This window comes from Streptomyces virginiae (genome assembly GCF_040638905.1).
In the GTDB taxonomy this organism is placed as follows: domain Bacteria; phylum Actinomycetota; class Actinomycetes; order Streptomycetales; family Streptomycetaceae; genus Streptomyces; species Streptomyces virginiae_B.
Genome location: NZ_JBEZYV010000011.1, coordinates 68,771 through 93,376, shown reverse-complemented (window position 1 = coordinate 93,376; position 24,606 = coordinate 68,771). Strand labels below are relative to the sequence as shown.

Annotated in this window: 27 protein-coding genes, 1 tRNA gene and 4 pseudogenes; 15 read left to right on the top strand and 17 right to left on the bottom strand. The window is 72.2% G+C overall.

Annotated elements, in window-relative coordinates; genetic code table 11:
• Positions 1-12: 12 nt before the first annotated feature.
• From AB0F82_RS17890 to AB0F82_RS38705, 10 genes and pseudogenes are all read left to right on the top strand, one after another.
• Positions 13-447, top strand: coding sequence for an Lrp/AsnC family transcriptional regulator (locus AB0F82_RS17890; protein ID WP_362628511.1), 435 nt, complete (start codon positions 13-15; stop codon positions 445-447).
• A complete protein-coding gene (locus tag AB0F82_RS17885) occupies positions 444-1,340 on the top strand; it encodes a DUF2797 domain-containing protein (RefSeq protein WP_356811056.1) in 897 nt (298 codons plus the stop codon). The genes AB0F82_RS17890 and AB0F82_RS17885 overlap by 4 nt, the downstream gene beginning before the upstream one ends.
• A 148-nt stretch (positions 1,341-1,488) precedes the next feature.
• Positions 1,489-1,827, top strand: a complete 339-nt coding sequence (locus tag AB0F82_RS17880) for an antibiotic biosynthesis monooxygenase family protein (RefSeq protein WP_362628508.1) — start codon at positions 1,489-1,491, stop codon at positions 1,825-1,827.
• Positions 1,811-2,692, top strand: coding sequence for an amidohydrolase family protein (locus AB0F82_RS17875; RefSeq protein WP_362628505.1), 882 nt, complete (start codon positions 1,811-1,813; stop codon positions 2,690-2,692). Before AB0F82_RS17880 ends, AB0F82_RS17875 begins: the two co-directional genes overlap by 17 nt.
• A gap of 70 nt (positions 2,693-2,762) precedes the next feature.
• Positions 2,763-3,530 carry a response regulator transcription factor gene (locus AB0F82_RS17870; protein WP_356811053.1) on the top strand — a complete coding sequence of 256 codons (768 nt, stop codon included), beginning with the start codon at positions 2,763-2,765 and terminating at the stop codon, positions 3,528-3,530.
• A complete protein-coding gene (locus AB0F82_RS17865) occupies positions 3,530-5,077 on the top strand; it encodes a sensor histidine kinase (RefSeq protein WP_362628501.1) in 1,548 nt (515 codons plus the stop codon). The genes AB0F82_RS17870 and AB0F82_RS17865 overlap by 1 nt, the downstream gene beginning before the upstream one ends.
• A gap of 30 nt (positions 5,078-5,107) precedes the next feature.
• Positions 5,108-6,360 (top strand): annotated as a pseudogene (locus AB0F82_RS17860) (glycosyltransferase); the annotation flags it as partial.
• A 23-nt stretch (positions 6,361-6,383) separates the two neighbouring features.
• Positions 6,384-8,534 carry an ArnT family glycosyltransferase gene (locus AB0F82_RS17855; RefSeq protein WP_362628498.1) on the top strand — a complete coding sequence of 717 codons (2,151 nt, stop codon included), beginning with the start codon at positions 6,384-6,386 and terminating at the stop codon, positions 8,532-8,534.
• A gap of 261 nt (positions 8,535-8,795) precedes the next feature.
• A pseudogene (locus tag AB0F82_RS38710) lies at positions 8,796-8,984 on the top strand (TetR/AcrR family transcriptional regulator); the annotation flags it as partial.
• 169 nt (positions 8,985-9,153) lie between these two features.
• Positions 9,154-9,414 carry a hypothetical protein gene (locus tag AB0F82_RS38705; protein WP_436842104.1) on the top strand — a complete coding sequence of 87 codons (261 nt, stop codon included), beginning with the start codon at positions 9,154-9,156 and terminating at the stop codon, positions 9,412-9,414.
• 72 nt (positions 9,415-9,486) lie between these two features.
• On the opposite strand, the gene AB0F82_RS17845 is transcribed toward AB0F82_RS38705, so the two are convergent.
• On the bottom strand, positions 9,487-11,109 hold the full coding sequence (locus tag AB0F82_RS17845) for an MDR family MFS transporter (RefSeq protein WP_362628495.1): 1,623 nt from the start codon (positions 11,107-11,109) through the stop codon (positions 9,487-9,489).
• 13 nt (positions 11,110-11,122) lie between these two features.
• Positions 11,123-11,554: a MarR family winged helix-turn-helix transcriptional regulator gene (locus AB0F82_RS17840; RefSeq protein WP_356811047.1), complete on the bottom strand. Its 432-nt coding sequence runs from the start codon at positions 11,552-11,554 to the stop codon at positions 11,123-11,125.
• Positions 11,555-11,669: 115 nt separating this feature from the next.
• Here AB0F82_RS17840 and AB0F82_RS17835 point away from each other — a divergent pair, with 115 nt between their 5' ends.
• Positions 11,670-11,909 (top strand): hypothetical protein, encoded by a 240-nt coding sequence (locus AB0F82_RS17835; protein WP_362628492.1) that lies wholly within the window; start codon positions 11,670-11,672, stop codon positions 11,907-11,909.
• Between the two features lie 73 nt (positions 11,910-11,982).
• On the opposite strand, the gene AB0F82_RS17830 is transcribed toward AB0F82_RS17835, so the two are convergent.
• The 10 genes from AB0F82_RS17830 to AB0F82_RS17785 form a co-directional block, all read right to left on the bottom strand.
• A complete protein-coding gene (locus tag AB0F82_RS17830) occupies positions 11,983-12,756 on the bottom strand; it encodes a hypothetical protein (RefSeq protein ID WP_362628489.1) in 774 nt (257 codons plus the stop codon).
• Positions 12,757-12,968: 212 nt separating this feature from the next.
• A complete protein-coding gene (locus tag AB0F82_RS17825; RefSeq protein WP_356811044.1) occupies positions 12,969-13,811 on the bottom strand; it encodes an RNA polymerase sigma factor SigF in 843 nt (280 codons plus the stop codon).
• Between the two features lie 231 nt (positions 13,812-14,042).
• Positions 14,043-14,966, bottom strand: coding sequence for an RNA polymerase sigma factor SigF (locus AB0F82_RS17820; RefSeq protein WP_436842103.1), 924 nt, complete (start codon positions 14,964-14,966; stop codon positions 14,043-14,045).
• 201 nt (positions 14,967-15,167) lie between these two features.
• Positions 15,168-15,329: a hypothetical protein gene (locus AB0F82_RS17815; RefSeq protein ID WP_167344740.1), complete on the bottom strand. Its 162-nt coding sequence runs from the start codon at positions 15,327-15,329 to the stop codon at positions 15,168-15,170.
• A 367-nt stretch (positions 15,330-15,696) separates the two neighbouring features.
• Entirely contained in the window at positions 15,697-16,026 is a 330-nt protein-coding gene (locus AB0F82_RS17810; protein WP_362628483.1) for a hypothetical protein, read from the bottom strand.
• A gap of 133 nt (positions 16,027-16,159) precedes the next feature.
• Positions 16,160-16,244 (bottom strand) — tRNA-Ser (locus AB0F82_RS17805).
• 92 nt (positions 16,245-16,336) lie between these two features.
• Positions 16,337-16,765 (bottom strand): tRNA adenosine(34) deaminase TadA, encoded by a 429-nt coding sequence (tadA, locus tag AB0F82_RS17800; RefSeq protein ID WP_356811101.1) that lies wholly within the window; start codon positions 16,763-16,765, stop codon positions 16,337-16,339.
• 59 nt (positions 16,766-16,824) lie between these two features.
• A complete protein-coding gene (locus AB0F82_RS17795) occupies positions 16,825-17,373 on the bottom strand; it encodes a tRNA adenosine deaminase-associated protein (protein ID WP_356811041.1) in 549 nt (182 codons plus the stop codon).
• A 271-nt stretch (positions 17,374-17,644) separates the two neighbouring features.
• Positions 17,645-17,824 (bottom strand): hypothetical protein, encoded by a 180-nt coding sequence (locus tag AB0F82_RS17790; protein ID WP_030027564.1) that lies wholly within the window; start codon positions 17,822-17,824, stop codon positions 17,645-17,647.
• A gap of 84 nt (positions 17,825-17,908) precedes the next feature.
• The gene (locus AB0F82_RS17785) at positions 17,909-18,850 is read right to left on the bottom strand and encodes a universal stress protein (protein ID WP_362628480.1); all 942 of its coding nucleotides are present in this window, start codon (positions 18,848-18,850) and stop codon (positions 17,909-17,911) included.
• A 164-nt stretch (positions 18,851-19,014) separates the two neighbouring features.
• Here AB0F82_RS17785 and upp point away from each other — a divergent pair, with 164 nt between their 5' ends.
• On the top strand, positions 19,015-19,650 hold the full coding sequence (gene upp / locus AB0F82_RS17780; RefSeq protein WP_356811039.1) for a uracil phosphoribosyltransferase: 636 nt from the start codon (positions 19,015-19,017) through the stop codon (positions 19,648-19,650).
• Positions 19,651-19,721: 71 nt separating this feature from the next.
• Here upp and AB0F82_RS17775 read toward each other — a convergent pair whose 3' ends face one another.
• Together AB0F82_RS17775 and AB0F82_RS17770 are read right to left on the bottom strand one after the other, a co-directional pair.
• On the bottom strand, positions 19,722-20,396 hold the full coding sequence (locus AB0F82_RS17775) for a LytR C-terminal domain-containing protein (protein WP_362628832.1): 675 nt from the start codon (positions 20,394-20,396) through the stop codon (positions 19,722-19,724).
• 92 nt (positions 20,397-20,488) lie between these two features.
• Positions 20,489-20,785 carry a type II toxin-antitoxin system VapB family antitoxin gene (locus AB0F82_RS17770; protein ID WP_008740979.1) on the bottom strand — a complete coding sequence of 99 codons (297 nt, stop codon included), beginning with the start codon at positions 20,783-20,785 and terminating at the stop codon, positions 20,489-20,491.
• Between the two features lie 88 nt (positions 20,786-20,873).
• On the opposite strand from AB0F82_RS17770, the pseudogene AB0F82_RS17765 reads away from it, so the two are divergent.
• Positions 20,874-21,320, top strand: a pseudogene (locus tag AB0F82_RS17765) (helicase HerA-like domain-containing protein); the annotation flags it as partial.
• Between the two features lie 6 nt (positions 21,321-21,326).
• Here the strand turns inward: AB0F82_RS17765 and AB0F82_RS38700 are convergent.
• Positions 21,327-21,413 (bottom strand): annotated as a pseudogene (locus tag AB0F82_RS38700) (helicase HerA-like domain-containing protein); the annotation flags it as partial.
• An 82-nt stretch (positions 21,414-21,495) separates the two neighbouring features.
• On the opposite strand from AB0F82_RS38700, the gene opcA reads away from it, so the two are divergent.
• Positions 21,496-22,428 carry a glucose-6-phosphate dehydrogenase assembly protein OpcA gene (opcA, locus tag AB0F82_RS17755; protein ID WP_362628476.1) on the top strand — a complete coding sequence of 311 codons (933 nt, stop codon included), beginning with the start codon at positions 21,496-21,498 and terminating at the stop codon, positions 22,426-22,428.
• Here the strand turns inward: opcA and AB0F82_RS17750 are convergent.
• Entirely contained in the window at positions 22,377-22,850 is a 474-nt protein-coding gene (locus AB0F82_RS17750; protein WP_362628473.1) for a cupin domain-containing protein, read from the bottom strand. The two genes, opcA and AB0F82_RS17750, sit on opposite strands and share 52 nt — an antisense overlap.
• A gap of 170 nt (positions 22,851-23,020) precedes the next feature.
• Entirely contained in the window at positions 23,021-23,623 is a 603-nt protein-coding gene (locus AB0F82_RS17745) for an HhH-GPD-type base excision DNA repair protein (protein ID WP_362628471.1), read from the bottom strand.
• A gap of 103 nt (positions 23,624-23,726) precedes the next feature.
• Here AB0F82_RS17745 and AB0F82_RS17740 point away from each other — a divergent pair, with 103 nt between their 5' ends.
• Entirely contained in the window at positions 23,727-24,539 is an 813-nt protein-coding gene (locus AB0F82_RS17740; protein ID WP_362628469.1) for a VOC family protein, read from the top strand.
• Positions 24,540-24,606 lie beyond the last annotated feature (67 nt).

The following is a 24,606-nucleotide window of genomic DNA, read 5'->3' as shown; positions in this document are numbered from 1 at the left end:
GAGGAAGATTGCGTGGACGACATCGACCGGGCGCTCGTCCTGCGCCTGCAGCAGGATGCCGGGCAGTCCTACGCGGCTCTCGGTACGGCCGTCGGGCTTTCGGCCGGGGCCACCCACGAGCGCGTACGCAAGCTGCGCGAGCGCGGGGTGATCCGGCGGACCACCGTCGACGTCGACCCGGCCGCTGTCGGCAGCGGGGTCCTCGCCTACGTGATGGTCGACTCCAACGCGTGGATGGGCGAGTCCGCAGACGACTTCGCCGCCATCCCGGAGATCCAGGAGGCGCACATCATCGCGGGCAGCGCGTCGGTGCTGGTGAAGGTGCGCACGGCCTCGACCGAGCAGCTGCAGGACGTCCTGCGTCGTCTCTACGCCATCAACGGCGTCAGCGGTACCCATGCAACCGTCGTCCTGGACACCTTCTTCGAGCGGCCGCTGCCGCTGTGACCTGGTGGTGCACCGGGATCCGGTGGAAGGGCTCCGTCCCCGTCATCGGGTGGTACGGCCAAGGGCGCGGCGAGCGGTGCAGCGCACTGGCGTACGGGCAGCGGCTGGCCTTCGTCGCACGCGGGGAGCGGCACTGCCTCGGCGTCCGGAGGGCCGGGAAGCGGACGGCCTGCCCCGCCTCCGCCACCGTGCCCGGCCGCGGAGGGAGTGCGCAGTGCCCCGAGTGCGCCCGCCTCGACCGGTCGTTCTCCGTGGCGGCCGACACCAACGCCGCCGATCCGCGGACCTACCGGGTCTATCTGGCCTGGTTCGGGCCCGGCATGGTCAAGGTCGGGATCACCGCCGAGGAGCGCGGCTCCGCCCGGCTGCTGGAGCAGGGGGCGATGTCGTGGACCTGGCTGGGGCGTGGGCCGCTGATGGCGACCCGGCGCACCGAGGAGCTGTTGCGGGCGGCGCTCGGGGTGCCCGACCGGATCGCGTACGCCCGTAAGCGCGCCGTACGGGCGCACCTGCCGGATGCGGCGGAGCGGGCGCGGGAGGTGGCCGAGGTGCATGGCCGGGCGGCGGCGCTGGCCGGGTGGCCGGAGTCCCTGGAGCGGCTGGGGTGTGAAGTCACCGACCACGCGGCGGTGTTCGGGATGGACGGTTGGGCGGGGCTGCCGGCTCCGGACCGGGTGGTCGCGGAGATGGCGCCCGACAGGGCCGTCGCGGGGCGGCTGGTCGGCGCCGCCGGGCCCGACCTGCACTTCGAGGACGGGCTCGTGGTCGACACCCGGCTGCTGGCCGGCTGGGAGCTGGCCGCTCCGGGCGAGGGGGCGGCGGTGACCTCGGTGCCGGTGGCGCAGATCCCGTCCGCGGCCGTCCCTTCCGCCGAACAGGACGGGCTGTTCTGACGTTGCGGACGGCGGCGACCGCGAGGGATCATGACGGTCCACGGAAATCAGGGGTGCCCTGTGTGCCAGGTCAAACTTTGGATCCCTTTGGCCGTCCGGGGCCGATTCGGGTGGACATCCCGGGGGCCCTCCACCGAGGGTGGAGGGCATGACCACTCAGCCGGTGGCGGCCCTTGAACCGCCCTACGTCATGGCCGTTTTCACCAGCATCCGCACTGCGGACGACACCGGGTTCGACGAGCGCAACGACCGGATGGAGGAGATCGTCCAGGCGATCCCCGGGTACCTCGGCTACGAGTCCGCGCGCAATCCCGGCGGCCTGGGCATCACCGTCGCCTACTTCCGGGACCACGAAGCCCTCACGGCGTGGCGTGAGGACATGGAGCACCAGGCGGCCATGAAGAAGGGCCGCGCCGACTGGTACGAGAGCTACACCCTGCACGTCGGCACCGTCGAGCGGAGCCACGGCTTTGTCCGCAACGACTGATGCGGTGCGCGCCTTCCGGGAGCGGCTCGGGCTGCCCGGACTGGTCGACGTCCATACGCACTTCATGCCCGAGCGCGTTCTGGAGAAGGTGTGGGACTACTTCGACGCGGTCGGTCCGCTGACCGGCGTCGAGTGGCCCATCACCTACCGCCACGAGGAGGAGCAGCGCGTCGCGCTCCTGCGGGAGTTCGGGGTCCGGGCCTTCACCTCCATGCTCTACCCGCACAAAGCGGAGATGGCCGCCTGGCTCAATACCTGGTCCGCCGATTTCGCGGCCCGCACCCCCGACTGCCTGCACACCGCGACCTTCTACCCGGAGGAGGGCGTGGCCGCGTACGTCCGCCAGGCCGTCACCTCCGGGGCCCGGATCTTCAAGGCACACCTCCAGGTCGGCGGCTACGACCCGAACGACGACCTGCTCGACCCCGTCTGGGGGCTGCTGGCCGAGGCCGGCGTCCCCACCGTGATCCACTGCGGTTCCGGGCCGGCCCCCGGCAAGTACACCGGTCCCGCCCCGATCGCCCGGCTGCTGGCCCGCCATCCGCGGCTGCCGTTGATCATCGCCCACATGGGCATGCCCGAGTACACGGACTTCCTCGACCTCGCCGACCGCCACACCGCGGTGCGTCTCGACACGACCATGGCCTTCACCGACTTCTCCGAACGGCTGAGCGGATACCCGTCCGGTGACCTCGGACGGCTCGCGGACCTCGGCGACCGGATCCTGCTGGGGACCGATTTCCCGAACATCCCCTACCCCTACGAGCACCAACTGGTCGCCCTGGAACGGCTGGGCCTGGGAGACGACTGGCTGAGGGCGGTCTGCCACGACAACGGCGCCCGGCTGTTCGGCCTCGACGGCTGACCGACCCTTTCTCAGGAAATTCACAGGTTGGGGCAAGAACGCTCTCAGAGGCACCGGGGAGCGTATCCGTATGACTGCGGCGACCACCTCCCATGCGTCCACGTCCACCAGCAACCACACGGCCCTGGTACGGCCTGACGGCGGGCCCTGCCGGGTGCTCGTCGTCGACGACGAGGCCTCGCTCTCCGAGCTGCTGTCCATGGCCCTGCGCTACGAAGGCTGCGAGGTCCGCAGCGCCGGCGACGGGGCCGGGGCGTTGCGGGCCGCGCGCCGCTTCCGCCCGGACGTGGTGGTCCTCGACGTCATGCTCCCCGACATGGACGGCCTGGCCGTTCTCGGGCAGCTGCGCCGGGAGATCCCCCAGGTCCCCGTCCTGTTCCTGACCGCCAAGGACTCCGTGGAGGACCGGATCGCCGGCCTCACCGCGGGCGGCGACGACTACGTCACCAAGCCCTTCAGCCTGGAGGAGGTCGTGGCCCGGCTGCGCGGCCTGGTACGGCGTTCGGGCGCGGCACAGGCGGCGCGCGGGGGCTCGGTCCTCACGGTCGGGGACCTGCGCCTCGACGAGGACAGCCACGAGGTGGTGCGGGACGGCCGGGAGGTCCACCTCACCGCCACCGAGTTCGAACTGCTGCGCTACCTGATGCGCAACCCGCGGCGCGTGCTGAGCAAGGCGCAGATCCTGGACCGGGTCTGGTCCTACGACTTCGGCGGCCAGGCCAATGTGGTCGAGCTCTACATCTCCTACCTGCGCCGCAAACTGGAGAGCGGCCTCGGCCTGCCGTCGATGATCCACACACGGCGCGGCGCCGGCTACCTGATCAAGCCGGCCGAGTAGTGACACCGCGCGGGCGCCGGCGACCGGGCGGGCGCCGGCCCTGGTCGCTGCGGACCCGGCTCGTCGTCTCGGCGGTGGCCCTGATCGCCGTGGTGGGTACGGCCATCGGAACCGTCACCACCCTCGCGCTGCGCTCGTACCTGGTCACCCAGCTCGACGAGCGGCTGGGCACGTCCATGAAGATGGCCGCCCGGGTACCCGGCGGGAAAGCGGCCCGGGAGAGCGGCACGGGCTTCCCCATGCCCCCCGGCAGCCCGCTGGACGCCGCGGGGATCCGCCTGGACCCCGGCGGAGCGGTCCTCGGGAGCGCCCGCAACACCCGCGGCGAGGGATGGTCGCCCGACCAGGTGCCGCCGGCCCTCACCGGATCCCAGACCACGGCCCTCACCCGGGCCGCCCTGGAGGCCGCACAGGCCTCGCCCGGGCGGGCGGTGGGCGCGGACCTGCCGGGCCTCGGAAGCTACCGGGTACGCGTATCCCCCGACCGGGGCCTCGTCCTCGCCTTCCCGCTCCACGAGGTCGACTCCACGGTGCGCACCCTGGTCGGGGTCGAGGTGTGCGTGACCCTCGCCGGGCTGATCGCTGCCTCGCTCGCCGGGCAGGCGCTGGTCGGGGTCGCCCTGCGCCCGCTGCGCCGGGTCGCCGCCACCGCCACGCGGGTCTCCGAACTCCCCCTGCACAAGGGCGAGCCCGCCCTCCACGAACGGGTCCCGGACGCCGAGGCCGACCCCCGCACCGAGGTGGGCCAGGTCGGCGCCGCCATCAACCGGATGCTCGGCCATGTCTCCTCCGCCCTCACAGCACGCCAGCAGAGTGAGATGCGCGTACGGCAGTTCGTCGCCGACGCCAGTCATGAGCTGCGCACGCCGCTCGCCTCCATCCGCGGCTACGCCGAACTCACCCGCCGGGGCCGTGAGGAACCAGGCCCCGACACCCGGCACGCCCTGGGGCGGATCGAATCCGAGGCCACCAGGATGACCGGCCTGGTCGAGGACCTGCTCCTGCTGGCCCGGCTCGACGCCGGCCGTCCGCTGTCAGCAGCCGACACCGACACCGACCTCGCCCCGCTCGTGGTCGACGCCGTCAGTGACGCCCGCGCCGCCGGGCCCGAGCACCACTGGCGTCTGAGCCTGCCCGAGGAGCCCGCCCCCGTACGTGCCGACGCGGCCCGCATCCAGCAGGTGCTGGTCAACCTGCTCGGCAACGCCCGTACGCACACGCCGCCCGGCACCACCATCACCGCCCATGTTTCACGTGAAACATCCACCGTCCGGCTGCGCGTCGAGGACGACGGCCCCGGTATCGCGCCCGAACTGCTCCCCCACGTCTTCGAGCGCTTCGCCCGCGGTGACGCCTCCCGTTCCCGTGCCGCCGGTTCCACGGGGCTCGGCCTGGCCATCGTCCAGGCCGTGGTCACCGCCCACGGCGGGAGCGTCGGCGTGCAGAGCGAGCCGGGGCGAACTCGCTTCGAGGTCGTTCTGCCGCTCGCCGGGGCCCCGGAACGGCAGATCCGGACTCACAGACGGGCCACAGGCGCAGCACACTGAGGTGACAGGCGGCTCCACGAGGGTCGGAGGATGCCAACCGACACCCCTCCCGGGGCCCTTCCGGTACGGGCGCCCCTCGCGCCCGTACCCGGCGAGCCCGTCCTCGACGTGGTGATCCCGGTCTTCAACGAGGAGAAGGACCTCGGGCCGTGCGTGCGCCGGCTGCACGAACACCTGACACGGTCCTTCCCCTATTCCTTCCGGATCACGGTCGCCGACAACGCGAGCACCGACCGCACCCCCGAGGTCGCGGCCGGGCTCGCCGCGGCGCTGGACTGCGTACGCAGCGCCCGCCTGGAGGAGAAGGGCCGGGGCAGGGCCCTGCGTACGGTCTGGTCCGGTTCCGACGCCCCCGTCCTCGCCTACATGGACGTGGACCTCTCCACCGACCTGAATGCGCTGCTGCCGCTGGTCGCCCCCCTGATCTCCGGCCACTCCGACCTCGCCATCGGCACCCGCCTGGCCCGGTCCTCGCGGGTCGTGCGGGGAGCAAAGCGGGAGGTCGTCTCCCGCGCCTACAACCTCCTGCTGCGGTCCTCCCTCGCCGCCCGGTTCAGCGATGCCCAGTGCGGCTTCAAGGCCGTCCGGCGCGAGGTCGCCGAGCGGCTGCTGCCGCTGGTGGAGGACACAGGCTGGTTCTTCGACACCGAACTGCTGGTGCTCGCCGAGCGGGCCGGGCTGCGGATCCACGAAGTGCCCGTGGACTGGGTCGACGACCCCGACTCCACCGTGCACATCGTCAAGACCGCCAACGAGGATCTCAAGGGCGTCTGGCGCGTGGGCCGGGCGCTGGCCGTCGGAGCACTCCCGCTCGACCGGCTCGCCCGCCCCTTCGGCGACGACCCGCGCGACCGCACCGCAGTGCCCGGGGTGGACGGCGGACTGGCCCGCCAGCTCATCGGCTTCTGCACTGTCGGAGCCCTCTCCACGCTGCTCTACCTGGTGCTGTACTCCGCCTTCCGGGGCGGCGCCGGACCGCAGCTCGCCAACGGCGTCGCCCTGCTGCTCTCCGCCGTGGCCAACACGGCGGCCAACCGCCGGCTCACCTTCGGCGTCCGCGGCAGGGAACGGGCCGTACGCCACCAGGCCCAGGGACTGGTGGTGTTCGGCATCGGCCTGGCCCTCACCAGCGGCTCCCTCGCCGCCCTCACAGCGGCCACGCCCCCCCCGCACACGGCACCGAGCTGGCCGTCCTGATCACCGCGAATCTCGCAGCCACCGTGCTGCGCTTCCTGCTCCTGCGCGCCTGGGTCTTCCCCGAGCGGCGCGGCACCGATCCCCGCACATCCACTTCCAAGGAGGGCCGATGACCACGGCAGCGCTCCCGATCTTCCCGGCCGCCGTGGCCGGCGCCCGTACCGCCCGGCCCCGCTGGGAACGGCCCGCACTCGCCGGGCTGCTGATCGCCACCGCAGCCCTCCTCCTGTGGGACCTGGGGGCCTCCGGCTACGCCAACTCCTTCTACTCGGCCGCCGTTCAGGCCGGCAGCGAGAGCTGGAAGGCCTTCTTCTTCGGCTCCTCCGACGCGGGCAACTCCATCACCGTCGACAAGCCCCCGGCCGCCCTGTGGCCGATGATGCTGTCGGTCCGGCTCTTCGGGCTGGGCTCCTGGCAGATCCTCGTCCCGCAGGCACTGATGGGGGTGGCGACGACCGGTGTGCTGTACGCCTCCGTACGCCGCCAGTTCGGTCCGGGAGCCGCGCTGCTGAGCGGCGCCGCCTTCGCGCTGACGCCCGTCGCCGCCCTGATGTTCCGCTTCAACAACCCCGACGCGTTGCTGACCCTGCTGCTGACCGTCACCGTGTACTGCCTGCTGCGGGCCCTTGAAGGGGCGCAGGCCCACTGGCTGCTCTGGGCCGGCGTCGCGGTCGGCTTCGCCTTCCTGACCAAGACGCTGCAGGCCTTCGTGATCCTGCCGCCGCTCGCCGTGCTGTACGCCGTCTGCGCGCCCACCGGGCTGCGCCGCCGGTTCGGGCAGCTGCTGCTCGCAGGGAGCGCGATGGTGGTGGCGGGCGGCTGGTGGGTCGCGGTCGTCGAACTGTGGCCCGCCTCCTCCCGCCCGTATATCGGCGGCTCGCAGAACAACTCCTTCCTGGAGCTGACCCTCGGGTACAACGGCCTCGGCCGGATCAACGGCAACGAGACCGGCAGCGTCGGCGGCGGCGCTGCGGGTGGCCCCGGCGGCGGAGGCGGCGGCGGACGCTGGGGGGAGAGCGGGATCGACCGGCTGTTCTCCGGCAACATCGGCGGACAGATCTCCTGGCTGCTGCCCGCGGCCCTGGTACTGCTCGCGGCAGGGCTGGTGATCACCTGGCGGGCCCGCCGGGCCACCGACTCCGTGGACGGCATGGCGCGGGCGGCCTTCCTGGCCTGGGGCGGCTCGCTACTGATCACTGCGGTGGTCTTCAGCTACATGCAGGGCATCTTCCACGAGTACTACACCGTGGCGCTGGCACCCTTCGTGGCCGCGCTGATCGGCATGGGCGTCGCCGTGCTGTGGGAGGAGCGGGGCAGCGCGGCGGCCGCTGTCACCCTGTCCGGCACGCTCGCCCTGACGGCGGTCTGGTCGTACGTCCTGCTCGGCCGCGCCACCGGCTACCTGCCGTGGCTGCGCTGGGCAGTGCTGGTGGGCGGGCTGCTCGCCGCGGTCGCGCTGCCGTTCGCGGGGCGGGCCGGGCGGCGGGTGCTGCGGGTCACGGCGGGGCTCGGGGTGGCGGCGGCCCTGGCAGGGCCGCTCGCGTACTGCATGACCACCGTGAGCACCGGGCACACCGGGTCCATCGTGACCGCCGGGCCGGCGATGGCGGGAGGCCGGGGCGGGCCCGGCGCGATGATGGGCGGCCCGGGCGGCCCGGGCGGCTTCGGTGAACTGCGCCAGGGTGGTCCGGGTGGTGGACCGGGCGGCGCGCTGCCGCAGGGCGCCGTACCGCCGGGCCAGGGCCAGGGCGGCATGCCCGGTGCGGACGGCCGCGGAGCCGAGCGCGCGGGCGGCTTCCCCGGCGGCACCACGGCCATCGGCGCCGGCGGCGGCCCCGGCGGCGGCGCCGGCGGTCTGCTCAACGGCGCCCGGGTCAGTGCCGAGGCGAAGGCGGCCCTCACCGCCCACGCCGACGCCTACACCTGGGCGGCGGCGGCCATCGGCTCGCAGAACGCGGCCAGTTACCAGCTGGCCTCCGGCGTACCCGTCATGCCCATCGGCGGCTTCAACGGCAGCGACCCCTCCCCGTCCCTGGAACAGTTCAAGGAGTACGTCCGGGACGGAAAGATCCACTGGTTCATCGGCCAGGGCGCCACCGGCACCGGCACCGGCGAGGACGGCGGACGCCGCGGCGGCGGCGGTCCCGGAGGCCCGGGCGGCAGTACCAGCTCGCAGATAGAGAACTGGGTCAAGGCCGCGTTCAAGGAGTCCACGGTCGGCGGAGCCACCTTCTACGACCTGACGGTCCCGACGTCCTGATCCCCCGTCATCCGGCCCGATCGGCGGGACACCCCTGAGGGCGTGTCCCGCCGACCCGGCCGGGCTCGCGGTGTGCGGCGTCGCGCCTCGCCGCGTTGTCCTCGGTCGGCGACGCTCCGCGTCGGCTCCTTCGTCCGCCTTGCGATGCACGGCACCGCACACCGCTCCCCGATCCGGCCCGACCGGCGGGACACCCCCTAGCATCGAAAGGGCGGACCGGGCATTTCGGGCTGGTCCATCTGTCGCGAGGAGGGTGCCGGCATGGTGACCGCGGCCGATCCGGGCGAGACACGGAGCAGCGTGTGGCTGGTGACCAGGTCCACCACATCCGGCAGACGTCGCACCGAGGCACCCTCAGGGCTCGACCGGGAGCGCATCACTGCCGCCACCGTGCGGCTGCTCGACACCGACGGGCTCGCCCGCTTCTCGATGCGGCGGCTGGCCGCCGGGCTCGGGGTCACCGCGATGTCCCTGTACTGGTACGTGGACACCAAGCACGATCTGCTCGAACGCCCTGGACAGGGCCCTGGGCGAACTGGCCCTGCCGGCCGGGTCCGGCGGGCCGGCGGAAACCGGCTGGCAGGACGGGCTGGAGGGCCTGGCCCGGGCCTACCGGCGGGTGCTGGCGGACCATCCCTGGGTGGCTCCGCTGAGCTCCGCCTACCCGAACATCGGCCCGCACGCCCGAGCCTTCGACGCCGCCCTCCAGCGGCTGATGGACGCCCCCGGCCTGGTGGGCGCCACCCGGACCGGCGCCCACCTGGCCGTCCGGCAATTCCTGCACGGCTGCGGGGGCGCGGGGCGGCGGACGCCCGAGAGCGACTTCTGCCTGGCGCTCGACGTCCTGATCGCGGGCATCGAGGCCAAGGCCACCCCCTGAGCGCAGCAGAGCGCCGCCGGAGCCGTCCGGCCGGCGCTCGGTCGCGATCAGCTGCGGGGATCGGCTACGGGATCAGACCTTGACGGCGGCGTCAGTGACCTCGGCGGCCGTGGCCTCCTGCGAAGCCGCCGCCGGGCTGTGCACCGCTGGCTTCGACTTCAGGGCGACCTCCTTGATGAACACCACCAGCACCAGTCCGAGGAGCGCGAACGGGGCGGCGTACAGGAAGACGTCGCCGACGCCGTGACCGTACGCCGACTCGATGACCTCGCGGATGGGCGCGGGCAGCTTGTCGAGGTCGGGGATCCCGCCACCGGCGGCACCGCCCCGGCCCATGGCTGCGGCCTTCGGGCCGAGGGCGGTGAGCCCGTCCTGGACGTAGTGCGTGACCCGGTGGGCCATGACCGCACCCAGCGCCGAGACGCCCATGGCACCGCCGAGGGAGCGGAAGAAGGTGACGACCGAGCTGGCGGCGCCCAAATCTTCGGGGGCCACCTGGTTCTGGGTGGCGAGGACCAGGTTTTGCATCATCATGCCCAGACCGAGGCCGGTCACGGCCATGTAGACCGCGATGTGCCAGTACGGCGTGTCGTGGCGCAGGGTGCCGAGCAGACTCATTCCGGCCGTCAGCAGCACACCGCCGGAGACGAGCCAGGCCTTCCACTTGCCGGTCTTGGTGATCACCTGACCGGAAACGGTGGAGGAGACGAAGAGCCCGCCGATCATCGGAATCGTCAGGATTCCGGACATCGTGGGGGACTCGCCACGGGCCAACTGGAAGAACTGGCTGAAAAAGACGGTCCCCGAGAACATCGCGATGCCCACGAAGAGCGAGGCCGTCGAGGCGAGGGTGATGGTCTTGTTGCGGAAGAGCCGCAGCGGGATGATCGGGTCGCTCGCCCGGGACTCGACGAGGACGAAGAGCAGGCCCAGGACCACCGACCCGCCCGTCATCGCCCAGGTCTGCCAGGAGATCCACTCGTAGGAGTCGCCCGCCTGGGTGACCCAGATCAGCAGCAGTGAGACGGCGGCGCTGATCAGGAACGCGCCCAGCCAGTCGACCTTCACGTCGCGCCGGACCACCGGCAGCCGCAGCGTCTTCTGCAGGACGATCAGCGCGATGATCGCGAAGGGTACGCCGACGTAGAAGCACCAGCGCCAGCCCAGCCACTCGGTGTCGGTGATGACGCCGCCCAGCAGCGGGCCGCCGACGGTGGCGACGGCGAAGACCGCGCCGAGGTAGCCGCTGTACCGGCCGCGCTCGCGGGGCGAGATCATCGCGGCCATGACGATCTGGGCGAGGGCCGAGAGGCCGCCCACGCCGATGCCCTGGACCACGCGGCAGGCGATGAGGGTGCCGGTGTTCTGGGACATGCCCGCGACCACGGAGCCGAGGACGTAGATCACCAGGGATATCTGGACCAGCAGCTTCTTGCTGAAGAGATCGGACAGCTTGCCCCACAGCGGGGTGGCCGCCGTCATGGACAGCAGGGCGGCGGTGACCACCCAGGTGTACGAGGACTGCGTGCCGCCGAGGTCGCTGATGATCTGGGGCAAGGCGTTGGAAACGATCGTGGAGGACAGGATCGCCACGAACATGCCGAGCATGAGCCCGGACAGCGCCTTCATGATCTGGGGATGGGTCATGTCCACGGACGTGGACGTGGGAGCGGTCGTCGTCTCCGACTCGGCCATGTCGTTCCTTCCGCTAGAAGCTCGATCGGAGTCGGGCCAGCAGGGTGTTGAGTACGTCGATGTCCTGGGCGGACCAGTCGTGGAGGGCTCTCTCCAGGGCGGCCGTGTACCGGGCGCCGATCTCGGCGAGCAGCGCCCGTCCGGCCGGGGTGAGCCGCAGGATGCGGCAGCGTCCGTCACCCGGGTCCGGCTCGCGCTCGATCCAGCCGCGGTCGGCGATGTGGCTGACGTGCCGACTGGTGACCGAGATGTCGACGCCCATGAGGTCGGCCAGCCGGCTCAGCCGCATCTCACCGTGCCGGTCGAGCACGGTGAGCACGGCGGCGGCGCCGGGCGGGCAGTCGGCGGGCAGGTTGCGGGTCAGCTCGCGCTTGACCGCGCCGATGCCGGTCAGCCGGTCGGCCAGTTCCTCGTGCGGAGTGGTCCGCGTCGTCTGTGCCGGCACTGGGCGACCCCATCTCGTTGCTTGAGGCAACCATAGAAGCCGGTGGTTGCTACAGGCAAATGAATCCCGGGGGTGGGCGGTAAAAGAATCGGAAAACCGGCTAGGGTCCTGCTCCATGGCTGAGAACCACAACTCACAGGTCCCCGAGGGCAACTACGACCCGGCGGGCAGCACCCAGATGTTCCGGGCCTTCGTCGAGGAGGCCGCACCGGCTCGGCAGGCGGGCCCGGGGTCGCGCCAGCAGCGCCGTGCCGAGCAGGAGGCGTCCAAGTCGTCCGGCCCGGCCGCGAAGGTGGGGCTCGTCCTCGCGCTCGTGCTGGTGATCGGCGCGGCCGCCTGGGTGGTCCTGCACTGAGGCCGAGCGCCTCGGCGGACACGGCGAGCCGGCAGCCGGCCGCGGGCCGCGGGCGGCCGCGGGCCCACTGCGATCAGTTCCAGGTCGCGGTGACCTTCCGGGTGTCCACGTGCATGCCCAGCGGTACCCGCCAGGCCTCCAGGCACACCGTGTAGGTCTGCGTCTTCGACGCTCCGCCCGCGATGGGCGCGGGCAGCGGCTGGGTCGTGGTGATCGTGGCCCAGTCGATGCCGAGGGCGCCGATGACGTGCGTCGCGAAGCTGACCGTGCCCGAACGGGCAGCGGTGCCGCCGCTATTGGTGAAGGTCACGGTGACCCGCTCGCACCAGCGGTCGGACGCGGCGGACCGGGCCGGCGCGGACAGCGTCAGCTGCGCCGGGGCGGTCGGGGGCGGCGCCGGGGGTGTCGTAGCGGGCTTGCCGGGAGAGCCGGTGGGGCTCGGTGGATTTGTGGGGCTCGCGGGGCCGGTGGGGTTCGCCGGCGTGCCGGGAGCCCCGGGTGGTGTGGTGGTACGGCCCGGAGCGTCCGGGGTGCTTCCGGAGCCGCCGGGTGCGGTGGCCGTGGCTCCGTCCGGGGTGGAGCCGCCCGCGGTCCCCGATCCCGGGAAGCCGGCCGACGTATCGGACGACCCGGTGGAACCGCCCGCCGCGGACGGACCGCCGAGCTGCTGGAACTCCACCCCGCCCTGCGGTGCGACGTTCTCCCCCGCGCCCCGCTCGGGGCCCGGGGCGGCGGCGCCCACGGCGGAGAAGCCCTCGCGCGGCGGTCCGCCGCAGGCGGTGAGGCCGGCGACGGCCGTGCAGCACAGGGCGAGCAGGGCGGTGGCCGCTCGCGATCCCTTTCGCATCGCGCCAGTGTTCCTGACGCACCGTCAATTGGGAAGCGGTCGGTCGCCAAGCGGTCGGTCGCCAAGCGGTCGGTCGCCAAGCGGTCGGTCGCCAAGCGGTCGGTCGGCGAGCGTTCGGCCGGAAGCACCCGGTCGGGAACGTCCGGCCGGGGAACGGCCGGACGGGACACCTCCGGCACCGGATCGCCCCACCGGGCGATCCGGCCCCCGCGTCAGTCCCCGATCAGGCCCACGCGCAGCTGCGCGAGCGTGCGCGTCAGTAGCCGGGAGACGTGCATCTGGGAGATGCCGACCTCCTCGCCGATCTGCGACTGCGTCATGTTCGCGAAGAAGCGCAGCATGATGATCTGCCGTTCCCGGGGCGGGAGTTTGGCCAGCAGCGGCTTGAGCGACTCGCGGTACTCGACGCCTTCGAGCGCGGTGTCCTCGTAGCCGAGCCGGTCCGCGAGCGAGCCCTCGCCGCCCTCGTCCTCCGGGGAGGGCGAGTCGAGCGAGGAGGCCGTGTAGGCGTTCCCGACGGCGAGGCCGTCGACGACGTCCTCCTCCGAGACCCCGAGCACGGCGGCGAGTTCCGGGACGGTCGGCGAGCGGTCCAGTTTCTGGGCGAGCTCGTCGCTGGCCTTGGTCAGCGCCAGGCGCAGCTCCTGGAGCCGGCGCGGGACGCGCACGGACCAGGAGGTGTCCCTAAAGAATCGTTTGATCTCGCCCACGACGGTCGGCATGGCGAACGTCGGGAACTCCACGCCGCGTTCGCAGTCGAACCGGTCGATCGCCTTGATCAGCCCGATCGTGCCGACCTGGACGATGTCCTCCATCGGCTCGTTGCGGCTGCGGAAGCGGGCGGCGGCGTACCGCACGAGGGGCAGGTTCAGCTCGATCAGGGTGTCGCGTACGTACGCCCGATCCGGGCTGTCCGCGTCCAGGGTGGCGAGTCGCTGGAAGAGCGAGCGGGAGAGGGTGCGGGTGTCGATGGCTTCCGAGCGTTCGGACACTGCCGGCGGCGTCACGGGCTTTACGAGCGTGAGCACCTTGGAGCTGCCCTGGTCTACGGACATGCCACCCCCTTGAGGTCGCGGACGGTCGCGTACGGCGCGCCCGTCAGAGGAACGCAGCTTCCACCTGAATACCGCCAGGCGGGGCCGCGGCAAACGCGGTTCACGCAGAATGTCACATGTCGGCAACACGCTGTAGCGCCAAGTCGACATATAGCTCCGACGACAGAAGGGGGCAGAACGTGATCAGCCCGTTCTGTCGGGAAACACGTGATTGATCTACACCCGTTCCGGTTACGCCTCGATCCTGTTTGCGGATCTCAGTCGGGCGAAGCTGCGCGCCAGCAGCCGGGAGACGTGCATCTGTGACACCCCCAGTTCGGCACTGATCTGCGACTGCGTCAGGTTGTTGTAGTACCGCAGGAGCAGGATCCGCTGTTCGCGCTCGGGCAGTTGTACGAGGAGGTGGCGGACGAGGTCGCGGTGTTCGACCCCGGCCAGCTCAGGGTCCTCGTAGCCGAGGCGGTCCAGGAGCCCGGGCATGCCGTCGCCCTCCTGGGCGGCCTCCAGCGAGGTCGCGTGATAGCTGCGCCCGGCCTCGATGCAGGACAGCACCTCGTCCTCGGTGATGCGCAGCCGCCCGGCGATCTCGGCGGTGGTCGGGGTGCGGCCGTGGAGGGTGGTGAGGTCCTCGGTGGCGGCGTTGACCTGCACCCACAGCTCGTGGAGGCGGCGCGGGACGTGGACGGTGCGGACGTTGTCGCGGAAGTAGCGCTTGATCTCGCCCACGACCGTCGGCATGGCGAAGGTCGGGAACTGCACGCCGCGGTCCGGGTCGAAGCGGTCGATGGCGTTGATCAGGCCGATGGTGCCGACCTGGACCACGTCCTCCATCGGCTCGTTGCGGCTGCGGAAGCGGGCGGCCGCGTACCGGACCAGCGGGAGGTTCGCCTCGATCAGGGCCCCGCGGACCCGCGCGTGCTCGCTGGTGCCCGGCTGGAGGCCCTTCAGCTGCCCGAACAGGACCTGGGTGAGGGCCCGTGTGTCCGCACCCCGGCTCGCCGGTCTCGGGGCCGCCGGAGCTGTCGGGGTGGCCGGGAGGGGCGACGGGGGCTCCTCGGGCGGCTGCGCCCGGAGGGTTCCCGTACGGACTTCCTGCTGGGGCGGTACCTGGGGGTCCTGTTGGGGTGGCACTTGAGGCGCAGTACTGGCCGGCACGGTCACGCCACCCCTTCAGTCAACTCATCCGTCAAAAGCGGTCATAGCATCACAAGAGTGTGCACTGTGTGCAAGCACCGTATATCTCCGTGTTGAGGGCAAGTTGGGCATATCAGGGCATTATGCCCGGCGGTGGGTACGCAAAAGCCCCCCACCCGTCGAGTGGGGGGCCGGAAGTCCGGAACCGCTTCGGCGTACGGGTCAGCGCACCAGTTCGGTTATGAACTCGCCGATGCCGGAGGCGGCATCCGATATCCCCTGGAACCCTATTTCCACGATTTCGGCGGCTCGCTTCGGCTGGGTAATGATCACGAAGAGGGCGAAGACGGTGAGGGCACCCGTGATGAGCTTCTTGGTGTCCACGTGCGGGCGGCCTCCCCAACCGGTCCTTGCAAGTCGGGTGAGTCTAACCGGTCAGGTTTGGGCACTCACCTGTCCTTTGAGGACCAATGACCCGGTGGTCCGGGCCCTTTGCCGGGCGGCCGGCGGTTGCGGCGGGCACAGAATTGATGTGAGCCCACCGGTTCTGGCAGGAAACCGGCGGGTGAGGGACAGGGCCCACTGCGGGGTCCGGGCCGTGAGCTTCCCCCTGACTGCGGCCCGGACCGGCAGGCCCGTCCTCGTCGGGGGAAGTGGCTTGTCCCCCCGATGCCACTTCCCCCCCCGTCCTACGCGTCGAAGGTCCCGGCCCCGGTCGGGGCCTTCTTCGCGTGCCGGTGCGCGGCCGCGGTCACTGCACGGCGCCGGCCAGGTCGGTGAGGGGCTGTACGGGGGCGATCACGGGCGCCAGCTGGTTGGGCAGGTCCATCAGCGCGTTGAGGCCGTTCGCGCCGTCGCCGACCTTCCCGACGACCTCCTGGACGGAGGCGGGCTGGGCCCCCGCGGGCATCCCGGGCGCGGGGATCGGGACGTCCGGGAGGGTGAGCGGGGAGATCGGGGCCGTGTCCGCGGAGGCGGCGGGTGCGGCGAGGCCCGCGGCGGCCCCCGCGAGGGCGAAGGCGGCGAGGATGCGCTGGGTCTTGGTCATGCCGTGACAACGGCCGACGGGGCGGGCGGTCACGCCGCTGTCCTCCGGAGAGCCGATCGGAGGGACGCCGCACGGGACATCGGACGGAACGCCCGACGGGAGCCGGGAACCACCCCCGAACACGCCGAGAGCCCCGTCCCTTGCGGGGCGGGGCTCTCGATCGGAGCGGTAGTGGAGGGATTTGAACCCCCGATGGGTTGCCCCATACTCGCTTTCGAGGCGAGCTCCTTCGGCCACTCGGACACACTACCGAGATGGATCCTAGCCTAAGGAACCCCATCCGCTGAAATCGGTATGCGCGGGCCCCACAGCGAGCCCACCGCGGGCCCCACCGCGAGCCCGTTCACAGATCGCGGAAGAAGTCCGTCAGCTGCTGTGCGCACTCGTCGCCGAGCACACCGCGCACCACCTCCGGCCGGTGGTTGAGCCTGCGGTCCCGTACCAGGTCCCACAGCGACCCGGCGGCGCCCGCCTTTTCGTCGTCCGCGCCGTAGACGACCCGGGCGACGCGCGACTGCACGAGCGCGCCGGCGCACATCACGCACGGCTCCAGGGTGACCACGAGGGTGCACCCCGGAAGCCGCCACTGCCCGAGCCTGGCGGCTGCCCTGCGCAGCGCCAGGAGCTCGGCGTGCGCCGTGGGGTCGCCGCTCGCCTCGCGCTCGTTGTGCCCGGTGGCGAGGAGCTCCCCGTCCGGGCCCAGCACGACGGCGCCGACCGGCACGTCGCCGGCCGGCACCGCCCGGGCGGCCTCCTGGAGCGCCAGGCGCATGGAGTCCCGCCACGGGTCCCGTACGGGGTCGACGGGATCGGCGGTGTTCGCGGTGAGCACTAGCGGACGGCCTCCAGGACCTCGGTGGCGCCGAGGGAGTCGGCGATCTCCGAGAGGGCGTCCCCGTCGAGGGTCATCAGTTGCTTGTTGGTCACCCCGAGGTCGTCCAGCAGCCGGGGATCGCCGAGCGGGCCGGCCGGTACCGGCTCGGAGCCGGCCCCGCGCTCCCCGTCCTCGTCGGAGTCCTCGTCCGTGAACGCGGCGATGGCGTCCTCCTCGCCGTCCTCGGTGCCGTCCAGGTCCAGCTCGTCGAGTTCGTCGTCCTCCTCGTCGCTGCCCAGCAGCTCTTTGGTCAGCATCGAGCCGTAGGAGCTGCGGGCGGCCGCGGCGGCGTTTGACACGAAATACCGCGGGTCCTCCTCGCCGTCCACGCGGACGACGCCGAACCAGGCGTCCTCCTGCTCGATGAGGGCGACCACCGTGTCGTCGTCGACAGCGGCGGACCGGGCGAGATCGATCAGATCACTGAGGGACTCGACGTCGTCGAGTTCCATGTCGCTCGCTTCCCACCCGTCTTCGGTGCGCGCGAGCAGTGCGGCGAAGTACACCGTGACTCTCCCACTGGTCTTAGGCGTGCCGGTTGGAGGTCCCCCCGGCCGGAGGTTGGGACGGAACGGCCGTGCTGCTCGCCGCCCTGCCCCGCCCAATCGGCATCGTGGCAGAAACAGCGGCGTTGCGAGAGGTCTTCCGCGCTTGCGTCGTGCCGCGCCGTGCCCCACCGGGCCGGTGCGGGGTTGTGGCGCCGGGGCGTTCCGGGGTCGGCGGGGGTCGCGCCGGTTGCCCGACGGGCCGCTCGTGTCGCGCCGGAGCACGCCCGGTTCACCAGCGGAAGGTGCGCATGCGCATCTGCTGGCGCATACGGGCCGCCCGGGCACGGCGGGGCTGTACGCGATCGCGCAGGGCGCGGGCCTCCATCAGGTCACGCAGGAACTGCGCGCGGCGTGCTCGGCGCTGCGCCGCCGTCTCCGGAGCGTCGTCGCTCGGCTGCGTGTCGGGCATCGGCCACCACCCTGGGCTGGTCGGTCGTTTCCCCCTGCACCCACCTTCCCCCGGACAGGGCGTTTGATGCCACCCCCGTGCAGGTCAGACGTCGTCCTTGAGGGTTGGGACGATCGCGACCGGGCCGTGCGCGTGGTGCAGTACGGCGTGCGCCACCGAGCCGATCTGCAGCGACATGGCGGTGCGCCGCGGGTGGTGGCGGCCCACCACCACCAGGGCCGCCGACCGGGAGGCGTCGACCAGCCGGCCGGCGGGGTCGCCGGGGACCGCGGCCTGCTCCACGGGGACGTCCGGGTAGCGCGTGCGCAGCGGCGTCAGGCGCTGGGTCTGGGAGCGGAGCATCTCCCGTTCGGCCGGTACGCCGTCCCCCTCATCGGCGAGGCCCTCGGGCGGGATCACCTCGAAGGGCCTGTCGATCACCAGGGAGGGGGCGGGCGGGACGGCGTACGCGGAGACCACCTGGACGGTGGTCCCCCGCACGGCCGCCTCCGCGAAGGCGAAGGAGAGCACGTCGTCGGGCGTCTCGGCGGCGTGCAGGCCGAGCACCACGCGTCCTTCGGACTCCTCGGAGCCGGCCGCCGCGGCGTCGCGGTCGGCGTGCGGGACCACCACCACGGGGCACGGGGCGGTCGAGGCCACCGCCCTGCTGTTCGATCCGAGCAGCAGGGCGGTGAAGCCGCCGCGGCCCCGCGAACCCATCACGAGCATCAGGGCCCCTGCTCCGATCACCCGCAGCGCCTCGGGGACGGAGCCCTCCAGGGACTCGTAGCGGACTCCGTCGGGCAGCGCGGCGCCCCCGCCCAGCACGCCGCGGACCCACTCCTGCACGGCGTCGGGGTACTCGGCCGGCGCGGAGGCGTCGTGCAGCGCCGCCCGGCGGCCAGCGTACAACTGGGCGTGATCGGGAAGCACATGGGCGATGAGCAGCCCGGTGCCGTGCCGCAGGGCGGCGCCCCGTGCCCACTGGAGGGCCTTGAGGCTGTGCTCGGACCCGTCGACGGCTGCGATCACCGGTGCGTGGCTCATCAGTCCAGCCTGCTGGGCCTGCGCGCGGGTCGCATCCGCAGGCCGGCCGCGGTCGTGGCCGCCGCTTCGGACGCGAAGGGGCCGCGTCAGCGCGTAGCCTTTTGGGTGCAGGTCGCGTCGGGCGACCGTTTTTGCAGGTCGCAGGCTGAGTTTTGGAGGATGTTGTGCGTTTGCAGGTCGTCGATCACCCCTTGGTGGCGCACAAACTCACCACCCTGCGCGACAAGCGCACCGACTCCGCCACGTTCCGGCGGCTCGCGGACGAGCTGGTGACCCTGCTCGCGTACGAGGCCACCCGTGACGTGCGCACCGAGCAGGCCGACATCGAGACCCCGGTCGCCCCGACCACGGGCGTGAAGCTCTCGGCCCCCCGGCCGCTGATCGTCCCGATCCTGCGGGCGGGCCTGGGCATGCTGGACGGCATGGTGCGGCTGCTGCCGACCGCCGAGGTGGGCTTCATGGGCATGGTCCGCAACGAGGAGACCCTGGAGGCCTCCACGTACGCGACCCGTATGCCGGAGGACCTCTCCGGGCGGCAGGTCTACGTCGTGGACCCGATGCTCGCCACCGGCGGCACGCTCGTCGCGGCGATCCAGGAGCTGATCAAGCGCGGCGCCGACGACGTCACGGCCGTGGTGCTGCTGGCCGCGCCGGAGGGCGTCGAGATCATGGAGCGCGACCTCGCGGGCACGCCGGTGACGGTCGTGACGGCCGCGGTGGACGAGCGGCTCAACGAGCACGGTTACATCGTGCCGGGCCTGGGCGACGCCGGCGACCGGATGTACGGCTCCGCGGAGTAGCCCCCGGCCGGCCCGGCCGGATGTACGGCCCGGCGGAGTGGCCTCCGCCGGGCCGGGCGTCCGCGGGCGGCTCAGCAGTTCTTGGCGGGCGCGGGCACGGGGTTGGCCAGCAGGGCCAGCGCCTTGTCCGCGTCCTCCTTCGCGCTGAGCTCCTTGAAGGCGTCGCCCAGGATCAGGTCGACGTCCGCGGTCTCACGGGTGTCGGTCTGCTGGGTGGTGCCGGCGAGCTGGGTGCCGAGTACGGCGAAGACGGCCTTGTCGGTCGTCGGGGAGCCCAGCAGTATCCCGGTTCCGGGGACCTTCTTGTCGAAGTCTGCCGGGGCGTTGCCGACGCTGCCGATGACGAAGCCGCGCTTGGCGAGTTCGTCACCGACGGCCTTGGCCAGGCCGGCGCGCGCGGTCGCGTTGTAGACGTTGACCGTGATCTCGCCGGGCGGGGGGAGTACGACCGCCGGTTCGGCGGGGGCGGACGCCGTGGCGGCGGCGGGGGCGCCGCCCTTGGCAGCGGACCCGGGTGATTTCGTCGGGCAGTCCTTGGCGCCGGCAGCCGTGTTCCGCTTCGGGCTGTCGCCCTGGAACACGTCGATGAGCTGCAGTGCCCCATAGCCGACCAGGGCAAGCGCGAGGACCGAGCCGAGCGCGGCGAGGACGATCCGACGTCGACTCCGCTTACGGCTCATGCGGGGGTAGGCGGTCCCCGTGACGCGGTACTTTCCGCCCATGCCGGGGGGAGTGAGCATGCTCATGGGCGCAGCGTAATGCGACCCGGTGGCGATGCCTACTAAATGATCTGCTGATAGGTCAATGGTGACCCGAAAGGCGCAATCTACGCGAAGCGTCAGTCCATCTCGAGGACGCGGGCGTGCAGCACCTGGCGCTGCTGCAGGGCCGCGCGGACGGCGCGGTGCAGGCCGTCCTCCAGGTAGAGGTCGCCCTGCCACTTCACGACGTGGGCGAAGAGGTCGCCGTAGAACGTCGAGTCCTCGGCGAGCAGCGTTTCGAGGTCCAGCTGGCCCTTGGTCGTCACGAGCTGGTCGAGCCGGACCGGGCGCGGCGCGACGTCCGCCCACTGCCGGGTGGTTTCCCTGCCGTGGTCGGGGTACGGCCGCCCGCTTCCGATGCGCTTGAAGATCACACGGAAAGCCTACCGGGCCCGTGCCTGCGGGCGCAGCCTCGCAAGGGTGGTGCAAAAGTGGTGAACATTGCCATATGGGGAGTGATCCATGAGCGAGAGCACCGACGCCGCAGCCGCTGCGGCCGACCGGACGGACCCGGCCGGGCAGATCGCCGCCGGCTACGCCTTCACCGGACCCGCGCTCGACCTGGGGGCCCTCCTCTGGGACGGCGCGTGCCTGCCCGACCGTCAGATCCGCATCCCGCTGGCGATGCTCAACCGGCACGGGCTGGTCGCGGGCGCCACCGGCACCGGCAAGACCAAGACGCTCCAGCTCGTCGCCGAGCAGCTGTCGGCGCACGGCGTCCCCGTCTTCCTCGCCGACGTCAAGGGCGACGTCTCGGGCATCACGGCCCCCGGCACACCCGGCGAACGCATCGACGAGCGGGCCCGGGTGGCCCAGAATTGGGAGCCCGCCGGATTCCCGGGCGAGTTCTACTCGCTGGGCGGGATCGGTCCCGGCATCCCGGTCCGGTCGACCGTCACCGCCTTCGGCCGGTGTGTTGCCGAGCTGGCCGAGCACGGCCGGCATGTCCTTGGGGGCCTGGGTCACGAAGAAGACGCCGACGCCCTTGGACCGGATCAGCCGGGCACGCAGCTGGGCCGGGAGATCTCGCGCTCCGTCTTCGGGACGGGCGCAGGCGCAGATGACGCGGTGACAGACTCGGGGCATGCGGACCGAACTCACCGACACCACGTCCAGCAAAATCAACCGGGCCCTGCTCGCAGCACGCCGGGCGGTAGGCAGCCCCACGATGGGGCTGGTGCTGACGCTCGTCGTCGTCACCGACGAGGAGAACGCCTACGACGCCGTACGCGCGGCCTCCGAGGCCTCGCGCGAGCACCCGTGCCGCATCATCGCGGTCATCAAGCGGGCTTCGCGCGGCCCGCACAAGCTCCGCGCGAGCCGGGTGGACGCCGAGCTGCGGGTCGGGTCGGACGCCGGGACCGGCGAACTCGTACTGCTGCGCCTGCACGGGGCGCTGACCGAGCAGGCCGGCTCGGTCGTGCTGCCGCTGCTGGTGCCCGACGCGCCGGTGGTGGCGTGGTGGCCGGGCGCCGCCCCCACCGACCTGGCCCGGGACCCGCTGGGCGCACTCGCGCAGCGCCGGATCACGGACGCGGCCGCCGCCGCCGACCCGGTGGGCGTCCTCGACGAACGGGCCCGCGGTTACCAGCCCGGCGACACCGACCTGGCCTGGACCCGGCTGACGCCGTGGCGGGCCCTGCTGGCCGCCGCCCTGGACCAGAAGCCGCTGCCGGTGACCGGCGCGGCGGTGGAGAGCGAGCCGGACAACGCGAGCGCCGAGCTGCTGGCGCGCTGGCTGGAGGACCGGCTCGGGGTCCCGGTGGACCGGGTCGCGACGGACGGCCCGGTCATCACCGGGGTGGTGCTGCGCACCACGGGCGGGGAGATCCGGGTGGACCGGCCCGCGGGCGCGCTGGCCACCCTGATCCTGCCGGGAAGTCCCGACCGCAGGGTGGCCCTGAAGATCCGCAGCGGCGCCGAACTGATCGCGGAGGAACTGCGCCGCCTCGACGCGGACGTGGTCTACGGCTCCGCACTGCGGCGGCGGCCGCTCCAGGCGGGGCTCTCGGCGTAGTGGTTGTCGTAGGTCGCCGAGCTGTCCTTGATGTCCTGCACGGTGGCCTCGCCCGCGTTGACCCGGCCGAGGAGGCGGTAGTAGTCGAAGCGGCCCATGCCGGGGGTGAAGCCGACGAAGACGCTCGCCGTGTGGCCGGCGGCGGGGGCGAAGGCGTGCTTGACGCCCGGCGGGACCGCGATGAAGTCGCCGGCGTCGAGCGTCTGGATCTCGTCGCCGACCAGGACGTCGAGGCGTCCGGCGGTGACGTGGAAGAACTCGGTGGCCTTGGTGTGGAAGTGCACCGGCGCGCCCGCCGCGCCCTCCTCGAAGATGGCGGTGTTGCAGGTCAGTTCGGCGGTGTCGGTCAGCAGGGTGATGAGGCTGCCGGGGGCGTCCTGGATGGCTTCGGCGGTGGCGGCGCGGGTCGCGATCTCTGTCATGTCCCCAATCTACGGCCCTGATCGACCGGAATCAGGGGTCAATCGGGACCATGTGCAGCCGGTCAATTCGGGGTCGCGAACCGGCTGGTGAAGGAACCGGCTCGGGAAGGAAGCGCCTCGGTAAGGAACCGACCCGGGGGACCTGCTCGGCGACCTGCTCGGCGACCTGCTCAGGCGCCGCCGGCGGCCTTCGCGGCCTTCGCGGCGGCCTTCATCTCCTGCTTGTGCGCCCGCACCTTGGCCAGGGACTCGGGCCCGGTGATGTCGGCCGCCGAACGGTAGACGTTCGCCTGGCCGTAACCGCCCGCGGCCTCCCGCCAGCCCGTCGGCCGCATCCCGAACCGCTTGCCCAGCAGAGCGAGGAAGATCTGCGCCTTCTGCTCCCCGAAGCCCGGCAGCGCCTTGAGGCGCCCCAGCAGCTCCCGCCCCGTCTGGGCGTCGGCCCACACGGCTTCGGCGCTCCCGTCGTAGTGCTCCACCAGGTACGCGCACAGCTGCTGGATCCGCGTCGCCATCGAGCCCGGGTACCGGTGCACGGCGGGCTTCTCGGAGAGCAGGGCGGCGAAGGCCTCCGGGTCGTACGCGGCGATGGCGTGCGCGTCCAGGTCGTCGGAGCCCAGTCGCTGGGCGATCGTCCAGGGCCCCGAGAACGCCCATTCCATCGGCACCTGCTGGTCCAGCAGCATTCCGACGAGCGCGGCGAGCGGGCTCCGGCCGAGCAGCGCGTCGGCCTCGGGCTGCTGCGCCAGCCGGATGGTGATGTCCTTGTCCATGGCTCCAGCGTCCCGCGCGGGCGCGCTCCCCGCGCGGTCGGCACACCGCGCGCCTAGCGTGAGTACGACGACAGCCGCGAACGAGCCGAGGAGTCGATCGATCATGCAAGAGTTCCCCGAAGGCGCGCCGTGCTGGGTGGACGCGATGTTCAGCGACGTGGAGGGTGCCAAGACCTTCTACGGCGACGTGCTGGGCTGGACCTTCGGCGAGTCCAGCAGCGAGTACGGCAACTACACGCAGGCCTACTCCGACGGCAAGGCCGTCGCTGCCGTCGTACCGCCGATGCCCGGGGTCGACGCCCCCTCGCAGTGGTGTCTGTACTTCGCCTCGCCCGACGCGGCGGCCACCGCCGGGAAGGTGACCGCCAACGGCGGCGAGGTCCTCATGGGCCCGATGCAGGTCGGCGCCTTCGGCACGATGCTCATCGGGAAGGAGCCGAGCGGCGCCGTCTTCGGCGTCTGGCAGCCGGGCGAGCACAAGGGCTTCGAGAAGATGGGCGAGGCGGGTTCCTACGCCTGGGCGGAGGTCTTCACCCGGGAGCCGGCCAAGCCGGACGCCTTCCTGACGAAGGTCTTCCCGTACGCCGCCGAGCAGATGGACCCGGGTGACGACCCGGAGATGGCCGACATGGACTTCAAGGTCTTCAGTGTCGGCGTCCCGGGGCGCCCGGTGCTGGGCCGGATGAAGATGGACGACGACTTCCCGCCGGAGGTGCCGCCGTACATCCAGGTCTACTTCGGGGTCCCCGACTGCGACGAGGCGGTGGCGAAGACGCAGAAGCACGGCGGGAAGCTGCACTTCGGCCCGATGGACAGCCCGTTCGGCCGGTTCGCGGCGGTCACGGACCCGCAGGGCGCCGCCTTCGCGGTGATCGACATGTCGACGACGGTCGGTGAGATGCCGAGCTTCGGCTGACCCCGGCCGCCGCGGGCCCGCCGGGCCCCGCCGTCGTACGGCCCGGCACGATATCCATCGCGGCCCG